The sequence below is a fragment of the Lacibacter sp. H375 genome, from assembly GCF_037892425.1.
GTDB lineage: Bacteria > Bacteroidota > Bacteroidia > Chitinophagales > Chitinophagaceae > Lacibacter.
The window spans coordinates 1,298,575-1,313,696 of record NZ_JBBKTT010000001.1 but is presented as its reverse complement, the minus strand read 5'-3'; the positions used below and the strand labels follow the sequence as shown (position 1 = coordinate 1,313,696).

The 15,122-nt window shown below is 40.2% G+C and carries 14 protein-coding genes; 6 read left to right on the top strand and 8 right to left on the bottom strand.

Annotation, left to right across the window (positions count from 1 at the left end):
* Positions 1 to 134 precede the first annotated feature (134 nt).
* From WG954_RS05715 to ybeY, 4 genes are all read right to left on the bottom strand, one after another.
* Positions 135 to 2,591: an outer membrane beta-barrel protein gene (locus WG954_RS05715; RefSeq protein ID WP_340434470.1), complete on the bottom strand. Its 2,457-nt coding sequence runs from the start codon at positions 2,589 to 2,591 to the stop codon at positions 135 to 137.
* Positions 2,592 to 2,822: 231 nt separating this feature from the next.
* On the bottom strand, positions 2,823 to 4,691 hold the full coding sequence (gene mnmG / locus WG954_RS05710) for a tRNA uridine-5-carboxymethylaminomethyl(34) synthesis enzyme MnmG (RefSeq protein ID WP_340434469.1): 1,869 nt from the start codon (positions 4,689 to 4,691) through the stop codon (positions 2,823 to 2,825).
* A 76-nt stretch (positions 4,692 to 4,767) separates the two neighbouring features.
* Positions 4,768 to 5,430: a CAP domain-containing protein gene (locus WG954_RS05705; protein ID WP_340434467.1), complete on the bottom strand. Its 663-nt coding sequence runs from the start codon at positions 5,428 to 5,430 to the stop codon at positions 4,768 to 4,770.
* A 14-nt stretch (positions 5,431 to 5,444) separates the two neighbouring features.
* Entirely contained in the window at positions 5,445 to 5,879 is a 435-nt protein-coding gene (gene ybeY / locus WG954_RS05700) for an rRNA maturation RNase YbeY (protein WP_340434465.1), read from the bottom strand.
* A gap of 55 nt (positions 5,880 to 5,934) precedes the next feature.
* On the opposite strand from ybeY, the gene WG954_RS05695 reads away from it, so the two are divergent.
* Both WG954_RS05695 and nadD read left to right on the top strand, forming a co-directional pair.
* Positions 5,935 to 6,162: a FeoA family protein gene (locus tag WG954_RS05695; protein WP_324229624.1), complete on the top strand. Its 228-nt coding sequence runs from the start codon at positions 5,935 to 5,937 to the stop codon at positions 6,160 to 6,162.
* 18 nt (positions 6,163 to 6,180) lie between these two features.
* A complete protein-coding gene (nadD, locus tag WG954_RS05690) occupies positions 6,181 to 6,768 on the top strand; it encodes a nicotinate (nicotinamide) nucleotide adenylyltransferase (protein WP_340434463.1) in 588 nt (195 codons plus the stop codon).
* On the opposite strand, the gene chrA is transcribed toward nadD, so the two are convergent.
* Complete coding sequence (gene chrA, locus WG954_RS05685; protein WP_340438904.1) at positions 6,748 to 7,923, bottom strand: chromate efflux transporter; 1,176 nt, start codon at positions 7,921 to 7,923, stop codon at positions 6,748 to 6,750. The genes nadD and chrA overlap by 21 nt on opposite strands.
* Before the next feature lie 60 nt (positions 7,924 to 7,983).
* Complete coding sequence (locus WG954_RS05680) at positions 7,984 to 8,928, bottom strand: isopenicillin N synthase family dioxygenase (RefSeq protein ID WP_340434461.1); 945 nt, start codon at positions 8,926 to 8,928, stop codon at positions 7,984 to 7,986.
* Positions 8,929 to 8,997: 69 nt separating this feature from the next.
* Here WG954_RS05680 and WG954_RS05675 point away from each other — a divergent pair, with 69 nt between their 5' ends.
* The 4 genes from WG954_RS05675 to WG954_RS05660 are packed head-to-tail and all read left to right on the top strand — an operon-like array spanning position 8,998 to position 12,729.
* Complete coding sequence (locus WG954_RS05675) at positions 8,998 to 10,062, top strand: DUF3089 domain-containing protein (protein ID WP_340434460.1); 1,065 nt, start codon at positions 8,998 to 9,000, stop codon at positions 10,060 to 10,062.
* Positions 10,063 to 10,068: 6 nt separating this feature from the next.
* Positions 10,069 to 11,676, top strand: coding sequence for a glycosyltransferase family protein (locus tag WG954_RS05670; protein ID WP_340434459.1), 1,608 nt, complete (start codon positions 10,069 to 10,071; stop codon positions 11,674 to 11,676).
* A 43-nt stretch (positions 11,677 to 11,719) separates the two neighbouring features.
* Positions 11,720 to 12,400 carry a glycosyltransferase family 2 protein gene (locus WG954_RS05665; protein WP_340434458.1) on the top strand — a complete coding sequence of 227 codons (681 nt, stop codon included), beginning with the start codon at positions 11,720 to 11,722 and terminating at the stop codon, positions 12,398 to 12,400.
* Positions 12,397 to 12,729, top strand: coding sequence for a DUF2304 domain-containing protein (locus WG954_RS05660; protein ID WP_340434456.1), 333 nt, complete (start codon positions 12,397 to 12,399; stop codon positions 12,727 to 12,729). Before WG954_RS05665 ends, WG954_RS05660 begins: the two co-directional genes overlap by 4 nt.
* 1 nt (position 12,730) lies before the next feature.
* On the opposite strand, the gene WG954_RS05655 is transcribed toward WG954_RS05660, so the two are convergent.
* Both WG954_RS05655 and asnS read right to left on the bottom strand, forming a co-directional pair.
* Entirely contained in the window at positions 12,731 to 13,399 is a 669-nt protein-coding gene (locus tag WG954_RS05655) for a hypothetical protein (protein ID WP_340434455.1), read from the bottom strand.
* Between the two features lie 52 nt (positions 13,400 to 13,451).
* A complete protein-coding gene (gene asnS, locus WG954_RS05650; RefSeq protein WP_340434454.1) occupies positions 13,452 to 14,900 on the bottom strand; it encodes an asparagine--tRNA ligase in 1,449 nt (482 codons plus the stop codon).
* Between the last annotated feature and the right edge of the window lie 222 nt (positions 14,901 to 15,122).

Genomic DNA, 15,122 nt, shown 5'->3' with positions numbered 1-15,122 from the left:
TTATCAGCAAGCTGAGAAAAAAAAGAGGGCCGATAAGAATACCAGCCCGTTATCAACATGAGAAAAAATGTACATAGTTGTCAAAGCCACTGAATGATCATCATGCGCATCATTCCATTCACATCATCAGCGGTCTATTGTGCACGTTGGCGCTCCTCTTCTGATGCCGTTGTTCTTTTTCTTGCCTGTGCTACTTTGTTACTGCCAAAGCGATAGGTGAAGCTGAGGTTGGCTACTCTTGTTTCACGGTATGCTCTCCATATCTCGATATAATTGTTATACGTAATGGTTGCTCTTGGTAAATTGGTCCAGAAAATATCGGTGATGTTGAAACGTACCTGGCCTTTTCCTTTCCATAACGTTTTTTGTACACCTGCACCAACACCCCACTGCGGACGCATGGCCATAAAGCCATATTGTCCACCTGAATTATAGTTACCAAACAATTCACTTGTCCAGCTTTTTCCAAACGTGAATGTGTGATTGCTGCTGAGGTTTACAACAACCTTCCCGTTATCTAAAGTTGTGCCGGCAAGTCTTCCATTGAAATGATTGTAAAACACATTGGCGTTGTTCATCATGTTCCACCATCTGTTGATGCGCACAGGTGCAGCAACGGTTAAGCCATAGTAATCAGATGAAGCAAGGTTAACAGGTATCTGCACGGTAATGTTGTCATCACTCGGAATATTGGGGAACGCATCTTTAAAACGTGTGATCACAATGTTCTGGTTATTCTTGGTGCGGCTGTAACCAAGTGTGAAGTTGATATTCTTCACGGTATAGTTTAACTCATAACTCCAGGTGAACTGGGGCAGCAATGCCGGGTTACCGGTTGAGTAGGTTGTTACATCAATCAGGAATAAGAACGGATTCAATTGAGAATAATTTGGTCTGTCTATACGACGGCTCACGGATACTCCCAGTGTTTGATCTTCTTTCAACTTATAATTAAAGAATGCACTTGGGAAGAGTTGTGTGTACGATGAATCCCAGGTAATATTTCCTTTTACCTGTTTTGTTTTTACATTGGTGTTCTCTGCACGCAAACCAATTTGGAAATCGAATTTCTTGTATTCTTTTTTGAAGTTGGTATAAGCTGCATTGATGTTTTCGTCGTAATAAAAATGATTGGTTTTGTTTTCATCATCAATCGGTGAACCGCTGCTCATGTCGAAGAAGCGTGCATCGTTATCGGCATGCACCAAACTTGTTTTAAAGCCCGCCTCAAAACTACTTTTGTTTTTCATAGGTTGCACATAATCGGCCTTTGCTGTTGCAAGTCGTAAGTTTCCTTTTTGGAAACCATCTAATATATAATCAGGTTGTAAAGCTGTTCCGTCAAGTTTATAATATTGGGTTGCCACACGTGAATTGTTGTTTGATCCGAAATAACCCATATCAATATCAGCAGTTAATTCTTTTCCTGTACTGTCGAACGTGTGTTTGATGTTCACGTTTGCCACAGCATTTTTGTTTTCATTCTGGCTATTTGTTTGTGTGCGGAAGGTGAACATTGGTTGTTTGAATGCATCACTCACAACAGAACTGTTGTTATTGTTCGGCCTGATAAAATTCATGTTGCTGTTCAACACAAAACCAATCACTGTTTTTTTCGAAGGAAAAAAATCGGCACCAATACGTAAGGTGTGCAGGTCTAATGGAATTTTTGTGTAGTTATTCTTTTCATCTTTCCCTGTGAACTCACCTGAGCTGGTAAAGAAATTACGATCGAGTAACAGGTTGTTTAAATTCATTCGGTATGCATAATTATACCCACCAAACAAATTCATTTTCTTATTGCGGTGATTGAAATTGATACCACCGTTTGCTTTTGGATAAACACCTTGTCCGTAACCTGCAGTAATGCTGCCGTTGGTACCAAAGCGTTGATCTTTTTTCATGCGGATATCAATGATACCTGCATTACCTGCTGCATCATATTTCGATGATGGGTTGGTGATGAGATCAATGCGTTCAATAGCATTTGATGGAAGACTGCGTAAGTAGTTCACCAGATCAGCACCAGTCATAGGAGTAGGTTTGCCATCGATCATGATGATCACGCCACTACGGCCACGCATACTAAGGTTGTCATTTGCATCAATTAAAATACCTGGCGAACGTTCCAGTACATCAAAGGCAGAACTACCTGCATTCACCACACTGTTTTCAACGTTCACCACAATACGATCGCCAAGACGTTGTATAAAAGGTTTCTTTCCTGTTACTTCAATTGTTTTTAATTGTGTGGCTGAAGGTTGAAGTACAACATCTGCTGCTGATGCAGTTGTTTGATTTTCTGAAATTGTAATGACAGTTGAAAATTGTTTCTCATGGTTAACCATACTGGTGCGGATGATGTAAGAACCTAAAGGGATGCGTTCAAATTCTGCCAGGCCGGCTTTGTCAGACAATGCTGTTTTTACCAATGAAGAATCTTTACTCCGCAATAATTCAGCTGTTGCATTCTCAACCGGTTTTTTATCCTGGTTGAGAATGGTGGTGGTTATTTTTCCACGTACGGATGTTTGTGCAGACACAGCAGCTGCAAAGAAAAGGATGATAAGGCTTAATGTAACTCTGTTCATTTATTCAAGTGTTATCTGCACCCGAATCAATGGTAACTTTTACAAGCATGTTAATGTACACGCAATCGTTGCATGTTACATGATGATTCGGTTTCACAAATGTTGTTTAAAAACGAATCGTGTCGTAGTGATTAATGACAGAGAGTGAAATAAACTATTGAATGGAGTTAACAATTGTTAAGTCATGTCAGAATATTACCAAATCAATCATATATGAAAAAATCGTCAATATTAACGACCCATATACACCATCAGTATCTGCACATCACTTGGGTTTACACCAGAGATGCGTGATGCCTGTCCAAGCGTGCGTGGCTTGATTTTTTTAAACTTCTGCAATGCTTCTGTACTTAAAGAAGAGATCTTGTTATAATCAAAACTGTTTGGAATTTCGAGGTCTTCCAATTGGCTCATGCGTTGTACCAGTTCTTTTTCCTTTTCGATGTACACATCATATTTCACCTGTATTTCTGCCTGCTCCATTACCTCTGCGGTAGGCGTTCCCGTAAGTTGTTGCAAGGTGGGTGATGCAGCAATCAGTTTGCTTAATTGTATGCCGGGACGAAGTAACAGTTGTAACGCTTTTTGTTTTTGTGTAAGCGGCGCACTATTGTTTGCAACAAGGAAATCATTGATCTCATCAGGTGTGAGTGAAACATCTGATAGCGATAATTTGATGCGTTCAACCGCTTCAAGTTTTCTGCGTGTTTTATCCATACGCTCCTGTGTTGCCAGTCCCATTTTATAACTGAGTTCTGTTAATCGCAGATCAGCGTTATCCTGCCGCAACAACGTTCTATATTCTGCCCGACTGGTAAACATGCGATATGGCTCATCGGTTCCTTTGCTGATGAGATCATCGATCAGCACACCGATATAGGCATCACTTCTTTTCAAAATAAACGGATCCTGTTCTGTTGCTTTTAAATGTGCATTTATGCCTGCCATTAACCCTTGACAAGCTGCTTCTTCGTAACCGGTGGTTCCGTTGATCTGGCCGGCAAAGAACAGGTTCTGTATTTGTTTTGTTTCGAGTGAATAGGTCAATTGTGTTGGAGGGAAGAAATCGTATTCAATGGCATAGCCGGGGCGGAACATGCGCACATTCTCAAAACCCACCACCTTACGAAGTGCTTCGTATTGTACTTGTTCCGGTAAAGAAGTTGAAAAGCCGTTTACATAAATCTCTACGGTATTCCATCCTTCCGGCTCAACAAATAGTTGGTGACGATCACGTTCGGCAAATCGATTGATCTTGTCTTCTATGCTTGGACAATAGCGTGGACCAGTTCCCTGGATGCGACCCTGGTACATGGGGCTGCGGTCGAAACCTGTCTTTAAAACATCATGTACTTCCTGGCTTGTATATGTAATAAAACAGCTTCGTTGTTGCTCGGGCTTAATGACGGGAACATCCATGTAGGAAAAACCAGTGATCTCTTCGTCGCCCTTCTGTTCTTCCATTTTGGAATAATCGAGACTGCGTCCGTCAATTCGTGGAGGTGTGCCTGTTTTGAGGCGATCGCTTTCAAATCCAAGCTCAACCAATTGCTCGGTAATCCCTGTTGCTGCTTTCTCTGAAATACGTCCGCCACCTAATTGCTTCTCACCAATATGAATAACACCATTCAGAAAAGTACCACTGGTGACCACCACTGCTTTGGCTTTGATCTCATGGCCGAGGCCTGTTACTACTCCATAGCAGCGACCGTCTTTCACCAACAGTTGGCGCACCATATCCTGGTAGAAATCAACATTTGGCGTTTGCTCCAGCATTTCCCTCCAGGTGGTGGCAAACAGCATCCGGTCGTTTTGAGTCCTGGGGCTCCACATGGCGGGGCCTTTTGAGCGGTTGAGCATCCTGAACTGAATCATACTCTTGTCACTAACAATCCCGCTGTATCCTCCCAGTGCATCTATTTCCCTCACGATCTGGCCTTTGGCAATACCGCCCATAGCGGGGTTACAACTCATTTGAGCTATGGTCTGCATGTTCATGGTAACCAACAACACCTTACTGCCCATATTTGCAGCAGAGGCTGCCGCTTCACAACCGGCATGTCCGGCACCAACAACTATCACATCGTATTCAGGAAACATTTGATAAGCCCTTTTTATGGGCCTGCAAAGATAACTTCTAATTAGCTGAGAACAGAATGCCGTTTCACGTGGAACGTCAGGGACATGCGAAGTCTTGAACCAACACTCCTTTCCCTGAACCAGCGACTTGAAAGGAGAGGCCCATTTTACCAAACTTTGGGTCGAGGAGATTCATGCGGTGCCCTTTGTCAGGCACGCCATGATCAATCAATAGAGTAATTAAAGATTCAAGAGCACTATAGGACCCGACATAAACATTTTCAGCACCACATGTGTATTTACCAGCCTCTTGGAGTCTTTGTGGAAAGGTTTTACCGTTGAATGAATTATGCGAAATAATGCCCCCCCTTTTAATTAAATCTGAAGCGTGGGCTTTTGATGTATTTAACAGCCCATTATCTAGTATCAACAATGCTAAGGAAGAAGGAGCTTTTCGAATATCTGCTTCAAGGCTTTTGCTATACGTTGACTTCGCCTCAGGAAACTGTTTTAAGAACTCCTGAATCAAGTTATCGTAAAACCTTCGTGGGTTCTGCCGAAAATAATTGGTCCAATAGAAAAGGTCTTTCTCGTGGTTCGATAAGGTTTTATAAGAACTATGTAACTGTAGTTGCTGTAGTAACGCTGAATCAACCACATGCTTAAATTCGAAAGGCTTGTCTCTAAGGGTTAATACTCCCTGTGCATAAACAGTATGATTATTAAAGAAAACAAAGAAGATAAAAATCACTTTTTTCACGTGGAACATATCTGTTATTTGTGGAGATATAAACGCAAATAATGGTCTTCCCGTTCACGCATCTTCTTAATTTGTTGTGAAGATTTATCGCCATATCCGGCTAAGTGAAGGCACCCATGAAAAATTACACGGTGTAATTCTTCTTTAAAAGAAACACCGCCTTGCTTCGCATTTTCTTTAACCCTCTCGGTACTTATATATAGTTCAGCTTGAATTGGGTCGGATGCAGTACTTAGCGGAAAAGTGATAATGTCAGTATAATAGTCGTGTTGAAGATAAATTCTATTGATCTCGAGCAAAGCATCATCAGTGCAGAAGATGATATTCAACTCATTCAGTTTATGGCCTTCTTTCTGAAAGAGCTTCTTCAAAAATACTTTTATGGCTGTTCGATTAGAAAATGGGAACCTGACATCTTGGTAAAAAAAATTAACACGTGCTACTTGCATAATTCCAAAATTCGGGAAAGTTTCACTTAAGGAAGCGATACTTTTGCATCCGAGTATGAAAAGATTATCGGAATTAGAACCTGGGCAAAAAGCAATTATTCACTCCTTTGAAAACGATGAGATTTTTTTAAAGTTGATGGAAATGGGTTGTGTACCAGGTGAAGAAGTAACTGTAGAAATGCAGGCGCCATTAGGTGACCCCATCAGCATAAAAGTAGCAGGCTATCAGCTAAGTCTTCGAATTGAAGAGGCACAAAGCATATTGGTTAAAACATCTAACTAATTGTAATTCAATTAATTAATGAAGGTTGGACTTTATTTTGGTTCCTTTAACCCCATCCATAGCGGGCATCTGATAATAGCCCAGCATATCATAAATGAAACCGACCTTGCACAGGTTTGGTTTGTAGTGTCCCCTCAAAACCCGTTTAAACAGCAGAAACATCTTTTAAATGAGTATGATCGTTTACATCTCGTAAATCTCGCCATTCAAAAAAGCGCTGCCCTCAAAGCAATTGATATTGAGTTTCGATTACCCAAACCCTCATACACGATTACAACCCTTACTTACCTGCAGGAGAAATATCCCCAACATACCTTCTCAGTAATTATGGGTAGTGATAGTCTGCAAAACCTGGACAAATGGAAAAACGCCGAACAGATCATGGAAAACTATCCTGTCTATGTTTATACAAGACCGGGCTTCCCAATAATTCCTCATCAACTAAAAGAACTTCATTCGCTTACTGCACCACTGCTGGAAATTTCGGCTACACATATCCGTGAGTTAATTTCAAAAGGAAAATCTATCCGCTTTCTTGTACCCGATGTGGTGTGTGATGAAATAGAATCAGCCGGCTATTACAAACTAAAAAATCCACCCCAGTAACAAACATACCACTGCAATAATAGGTGGCGGAATTTTAGTTGTGGAAAGAAGTATTGTAGTAGAAAAAATTACAATCAGGTTAAGGTAACTGATCGCATTCATTTCAAGAATAGAAATATCTCTTGCTACGTAAAAAGCAGACGCTGCCATCAATCCTACAGTAGCCGCATTGATCCCTTCCAACGATCGATAAACAACCGCATACTTTTTTAAGTTATTCCATATTGGATAAAAGAAGAGAACAAGTAATAAACTGGGAAGAAAAATTGCTACTGCCCCTATAATACTCCCTACCACTTGTTTTTCAGCTCCCAGATCACGCATTGCCATTCCGCCGGTATATGAAGCCATCGAAAAAACCGGACCGGGAATACCTTGAACAAATCCGGCACCTGTCAATAATTCCTCTCCTGTCATGTATTGCGTTTTTTCACGAATTACAAACTGCTCGTACATCATGGGAACAAGCACTTGACCACCGCCAAAGACCAAACTGCCAAAACGATAAAAGTTTTCAAACAGGTTAAATGCACGTCTGTTTTCCCATTCTTGCTTTCTTGCCGTTTCACTCAAAAAACCCGCAACCACAAACACCAATGCAAACAACCAAATATTCGACCATTTTATTTTCTTTCTTGGAATTTCTTTTTGCGGAATACGCTTCTTATTAAAATTCGTAACAACGCCTGCCACTACAAGAATTATCGGGAACACCCATGGTGTTCTAAAAAAAATATATACAGCAATGGCGGCAAGAATCATTATCACCCGGGTGATAGCACTGTTCACAGCTGACTTGTAGGTATTCCATGTAGCATAGATTAAAAACCCGACAGCCATGGGTTGCAAAAATTTAAATATATCAGTATGTAACGCTTTCTTATCAAGATAATGCACAAAAAAAGAAAGAGCGCCCATAATGAAACATGCAGGAAACACCCAAACAAATAAAGTAACTAATGCTAGTGGTAAACCACCACGCTTGTAACCTATCAGAGTAATTGTTTGTGTAGAGCTTGCACCAGGAAGAAGCTGACAAAAAGAAATGATCTCCGTTAATTCATGTTCTGTAAGATCACGCCGTTTCTTTACAAAAATTTTCATCAACATTCCGATATGACCCTGCGGGCCACCAAAAGCAGTAAGCGTATAAATGAGTACCGCCTTTAAGAATGGAATGTGTCGGATAAATTTCAGATCAACGGATTTAAATGGTTACTTCTTTAATCCAATTTCACGTAAGCGTTCGTCAAGATACTCTCCCGCCGTTGCATCTGGATAATGTTTTGGATTTTTTTCATCAATGCAACTCTCCAAACATGCCAACGACATATTCCCTTTTGGGTGCAAAAAGAATGGGATAGAAAACCTCGACGTATGCCAAAGCTCTCTTGGCGGATTAACTACACGATGTGTTGTGGAGCGCAACTTATTATTGGTTAAACGTTGCAACATATCACCAACATTTACCACAATCTGCTCAGGCAGAGATGTGACTCCAACCCATTCATTCTGTTTTGTGAGAATCTGTAATCCATCTGCTGATGCACCAACCAACAAAGTGATCAGGTTAATATCTTCATGCTGCTCAGCCCTGATCGCAGTTTTAGGTTCATTCGTTATAGGAGGATAATGTATTGCTCTCAAAATGGAATTCCCGTTGCGGACCCAGTCATCAAAATAAAATTCGTCAAGACCCAAATACAACGCAATTGCCTGCAGCAGCTTTTTACCAGATTCTTCAAACGATCTGTACGCCGCATGAAATGTTGGGTTGAAAGCCGGAATTTCACCAACCTGCACATTCTCCGGATATTCTTCAGGTACATATTCTGTGCCTTCTGCCTTCTGCCCGTATTGAAAAAATTCCTTCAGGTCTGGAGCATCACTTCCCTTTGCATGCTCTTTTCCAAAAGATGTATAACCACGCTGACCGGCCAAATCGGGAATTTCGTATTCCCGCTTCTTTTCCAGAGGTAGTGAAAAAAATTGTTGAACATATTTATACAGATCAGCAATGAGGTGATCAGGAACGCCGTGATTTTTTACCGCTACAAAGCCAACCTCTTCATATGCCTTTCCTAATTCATTTACAAACTTCTGTTTTAAAACAGGGTCACCACTGGTGAACTCGGCAAGATCAACTACTGGAATCGTCATAATAAACTCTTTTAATAAGTAAAGTAATTGCTGTAATTCTGTTAGGTTTGGCTTGCAAAAATTACAAAATTGATTGAATCAACGAAAGCTTTTTTAATTGTATCACAAATCGCACTTCTTTTCCTCGTTGCGTGCAGGCCATCGTATGTTTCACAAATAGAAAAATATAAAAAGGAATTTACAGTTGCTGATAGTATTCCTGATTACTCTGATTTGCGTTTCTGGGCTGCACATCCTTCGAAAAAAGACCCTTCAGACAGTATTCCAAAATCCTTTGAATACGAAACTCGGGACAGTTCAACTGATGTTTTCTTTATTCACCCCACCACTTTAACATCAAAAGCACTGGCCGGAAAAGTATGGAATGCCTCTATCAAAAGTGATACATTAAATACCAAAACCGACTATACGTCGATTTTATACCAGGCAAGTATCTTTAATGGAAGTTGCAGAGTTTTTGCTCCAAGGTACAGGCAGGCGCATCTTCATTCTTTCTTTTCTATTGAACAAGCACAATCGCAAGCCGCACTTGAACTTGCCTATTCTGATGTAAAAAAAGCGTTTCTCTTTTACCTTGAAAAACATAACAACAACAGGCCAATCATCATTGCATCACACAGTCAGGGGACATATCATGCAGGTAGGTTATTAAAAGAATTTTTTGAAAACAAACCACTATCATCTAAGCTTGTATGTGCTTACATAATCGGCTTGGGTATTCCACTGAATTATTTTTCAGTTATGGAGCCATGCCGAGGTCCAAACGAAACTAATTGTTTCGTAACCTGGCGAACATTCAGAAAAGGATATGTGCCAGACTATGTTAAAAAGGAAGAAGGGCAAACATGGACAGTTAATCCATTAAGCTGGTCACTGTCTGATTCAGCAATCTCAAGAAAGGAAAATAAGGGTGCCGTCTTATTCAAGTTTAATAAAACTTATAACCATACAAATGGTGCAAAAAATCACAACGGAGTTTTATGGATTAATAAGCCACGTTTCTTCTTTAGTATTTTTCTACGCTCAAAGAATTACCATGCAGGAGATTTGAATCTGTTCTATTATTCCATCCGCAAAAATGTGAGAGACAGAATTACAGCATATCAAAAAAACCATATTACAAAAAGCAATTAAAGTGAAATGACCGCAACCCGCCAATTGCAAATCGTTCTAGTGTTTGCCTTTATTATACGTTTGCTTCTGTTATATTGCTTTCCGTTGCACATGACAGATCATATGCTGATCAATTCTGCAGCTCAGAATCTGATCGAGGGTCATGGCATGGGATTTATCCGATCATCCCCTGAAGACCTTTCTTCTTTTTACTTTGAGGGTTTACGTTTGTGGCCACCACTTGTCACAGCAACAACCGCCTTGTTTTTAGATCTTACCGGACATCATCCGTCAACAGATTTATTAATGATGACGCTTGTCTTGATAGGATTTATATGGGTGCTCTATCTTTTATGCAAAGAGATCGGTATGCAAACAAATTACATTGTATACATTTTTCTGGTGTTTGCTTTAAACCCTGAACTCATTAAACGCCCCGGCTTTAGTGATCTGACCGCAGCATTCTTTTGCATCGGGGCTATCTTATTCTTAGTAAAGCAATTGAAAAAAAACAATCTGTCAAGAAATCTAACTCTTCTTCTTGGTTCTTTTTTATTCTTTCTTCCTTCCGCATTTCGTTATCAATATTATCCTGTGACCCTTTTCTTCCCACTAGTCCTACTTCTGTCGTCAATTTACTTAAAAGACAAAACTCTGTTGAAACGATCTGCGATATCTCTGCTTCTTGTACTACTCTTCATCATTCTCCAGGAATACTTCCTGTTTGTTTATACTTCACAGCCAATAAACCAGGCAGTTGCGATGGACAAAACGGGTCTTTTTCTATTTAATCTGCAGAACTCTTACCCTTTCTTTTTCAAAACATTTTTCAATATCTCCTATGTTGAGAACACCTGGAAACACATTATTCTACCTTTTCGCTATTTCTATTTTGCCGTGGCAGCTTTCCTACTCATCTTTTTGTTGTTCCTAATTACACGTTTCCTGGTTTTTAACATCACTCGCCAAAGGGAAATACGAAATAATGAAGTAGCTATCAGGCAAACGCTTTCTGTTCTTTCACTAGTCCCTTTCCTTCTTTTACCGATTAGTGTCTTAATTGGTTTATCACTAACACACAACAGTCGCACAGGTCAACCGGGCGGCTGGACATATGTTAATGAGGGCAGATACTTTATCCTTCCAAGCATCCTTCTATTGCTCCTTACATTCTGGTTTATCCAGAATAAATGGGCAGGTTTATCAGGTATTCTCAAAAAAACGTTGTTCACATTATTTGTAATTACAATCGTATACAACCTCGCTCTAACCTTGAAATTTTGCTATAATGCAATAACCAATAATATTCCTGACAAAGAATTAAGCAACCGCCTTGACAGAGCCGCCGCATACAACTATGTTCGGGCCACAAGTAATGACGAACCGCCAACAGTAATAACTTACACTGAGCCTTACTTTACATTCTTTCCTTATATTAAAAATGTAGCCATTACGAAAAAAATTGAATTGCTTAGAGAGACAAGGCTTTCAACAAAGAAGAAAGTTCGTTTGCTTATCATTTGCCAGAAGGATGCTACAGAAGCAGAATTTCGTTTTATACAAGACCATAAAGCTGTACCAGTTCTCCACCGACCGAACTTTACCATCTATTCAACAACTATAGACTCCGAATAGTCAATCTCCATCGACCATTTCTTAATTATCTTTAGTCAAGTTTATGAGTGACTCCGGAATATTCATCATCATCCCTTCTTTTAATGAAGAGATTGTTCTCCGTTCAACTGTAGAACCACTCTTGCATAAGGGCTATGAAATTGTTGTTGTAGACGATGGCTCAATAAACGATCAGACAAAACCACTTACCGATGTGCCCATTACAGTTATCCGCCACCAGCAGAATCTTGGACAAGGTGCAGCGTTGGAAACAGGAACCCAATATGCGTTGGCTAAGGGTGCCACCTTTATTGTGCATTTTGATGCTGATGGGCAACACGATTATTCTGCAATAGACCGTTTGCTTGCACCCCTTCAAAACAACGAAGCAGATGTTGTGTTTGGGTCACGCTTTTTATCTGATCAATCATCACTGCCTTTTTCCCGATCACTGTTATTACATACCGCACGTTATGTAAATTTTCTTTTTACCGGACTTCTGTTAAGTGATGCACACAATGGCTTTCGTGCATTTAACAGAAACGCTGCTGAGTTGATCCGTATAAAAGAAAACCGAATGGCGCATGCATCAGAGATATTGATTCTGGTAAAAAAATACAAACTCAGGTTGAAAGAAGTTGCAGTAGAAGTTCGCTACACTGAGTATTCCAAAGCCAAAGGTCAATCAGGATGGAACAGCATTCGTATTCTTTTCGATTTAATTTTACATAAACTATTACGATGACACCCATTCAGTTCATACTCATCATCGGATTCCTGTTTACCGGTTTGTTTTATTTTGTGCGTTTACGTAACCGCATTGCCGATGTGTTATTGCTCTTCATTCTTGTAGGAGTAGCAGTGTTGTTTATCCTTTTTCCTGAATGGACAAGTGTATTAGCAAATAAATTAGGCGTTGGTCGTGGCACCGATCTTGTCCTTTATATCTGTATTGTACTGTTCTATTTTGTTATTCTGAAACTATATGCACGCATGCGTAGGCTTGAGCGACAAATAACAGACCTCATTCGCAAACAAGCACTGGACGAAATTGAAAAGCTAGTGAAGAAATAATCTATTTAATTATGAAAGCTCCAAGCTTTGTCTCTGTATCTACATCCATTGCAAGCATAGTTACTTTTAACCTGACCTTATTTGAGATCATACCTACATTCTTAGCAAATAAGTAAGTAATGTTGTTTTCGTTTATAGTAAGACCAGGAATAGTTGGAGTAACTTTTATTCGGATACATTCCTTAAAACTATTTCCATTGAATGAAGTGTCAAATTTGTTTCCAATTACCGTGTAGTTAATATTAACATCTACGGGAAAGGGAGCTCCAGTGATGACTACATTTTTTACCTCACTCCAGCTGGCCCCTGCACTTAAGTTGTCTTTCAGATACAATACTTCCACTTGGTTCGTTACTGAAGCCAACGATGATATTCTTGAATAGTCATTTCCAACTTTCACATAGTATTCATTTGCCCCCGCTGTGTTGGTAAACACTCGAAACGTTTTTCCATTAGACACCGAATCCTTTGATGTAGCAGTCAATTTAAAAGATGTATTAACGGGACCTGACGCAGTTGTTCCGATTGTCGTATAATTCCATTCGCTACCGGTTGTCGTTGGCTGGTAAGTGGAAGCAGGTGTTCCAGGATCAGGAGTTGAAGGCTTCTTACAATTCCCGGCAGACAGAACAATAGACAGAATCGTACAGATAAAAAGCGTTTTTTGCATGGTTTAGGTTTTGTATAAAGATACTACAACGTCTTTTTAAGCTGCATGTTGCTTAAAACTCGCAGTTCTTGGGCGTGCGGGGGAAAGCAATCACATCACGGATGTTTCCCATACCGGTTACAAATTGCACCATACGCTCAAAACCCAACCCGAAACCTGCATGCGGAACACTACCGAAACGACGTGTATCAAGATACCACCATAACTCCTCAGCAGGAACATGCATCTCTTCCATACGTTTCATCAGTTTGTCCATACGTTCCTCACGTTGCGAACCTCCAACAATTTCGCCAATGCCCGGTGCAAGAATATCCATCGCAGCAACTGTTTCCTTTCCTGGTTCACAACCATCATCCTGGCGCATATAAAATGCCTTAATAGCTGCAGGATAATTTGTTACGATCACTGGTTTTTTGAAATGCTTTTCAACCAAATAACGCTCATGCTCACTCTGCATATCAATGCCCCATTTTACTTCGTATTGAAACTTCTTCTTCTTATAAGCAGGTGATTGCAATAAAATCTCAATAGCTTCTGTATAAGTAATACGTTCAAAATCGTTGTTCAAAACAAACTCCAACTTTTCGATCAACCCTAACTCGCTGCGCTTGTCTTGTGGTAATTGCTTTTCTTCATCAGCCAAACGTTGGGCAAGAAACTCGAGGTCTTCCCTGTTATTTTCCATTGCATAACGGATGATGTATTTGATGAACTCCTCAGCAAGGTTCATGTTGTCTTCCAGATCACAGAAAGCCATCTCCGGTTCAATCATCCAGAACTCGGCAAGGTGACGTGCTGTATTAGAATTCTCAGCACGGAAAGTTGGACCGAACGTATAGATCTCTCCAAATGCAGTAGCACCTAACTCACCTTCCAGCTGACCACTTACCGTTAAGTTTGAAGAGCGACCAAAGAAATCTTCTTTAAAGTTTACAGAGCCATCTTCGTTACGTGGAGGATTATCAAAAGGTAAAGTAGTTACACGAAACATTTCACCTGCACCTTCTGCATCACTTGCAGTTACAATTGGTGTATGGAGATAAACAAATCCCTTTTCATTGTAAAATTTATGTACCGCAAACGCCAATGCATGACGAAGACGGAAGACAGAACCAAATGTGTTGGTTCGAAAACGCAGATGTGCAATTTCACGTAAGAATTCAAGACTGTGTTTTTTGGGTTGAAGCGGATACTTTTCTGCATCACTATCACCAAGAATTTCCAATGTACTTGCCTTCACTTCCAGCTTCTGACCTTTCCCGAGAGAAGGAATAACTCTTCCTGTAACTTTTAAAGAAGCCGATGTTGTGATCCGCTTGAGGGTCTCTTCATCAAATTTGCCCAACTCCAATACCACCTGCAGGTTATTATTGGTGCTTCCGTCATTCAACGCAATAAACTGGTTATTTCGGAACGTACGCACCCAACCCATAACCGTTACCTCCTGCTGCTGTGGCTCCTGACTAAGCAATTCTTTGATCTTAACCCTTTTGTTAAACATAAATGCTGAAATTTTGAGCGGCAAAGATAATTATTGACCATCACTAAGCTTTCATTTTCTACTGTATAGCTTGCCTGCCCCACCTTTTGTTAAAACCAGCAGTCATACTAATTTTTTTTCCTTTTTTCCGATTTTACCGTAACATTGCATCGGATTCCGACTGATATTTAAAAATCCGATCTTCCAAAAGCTCATCAAATTCGGTCGTTCCAGGTTCCCTTA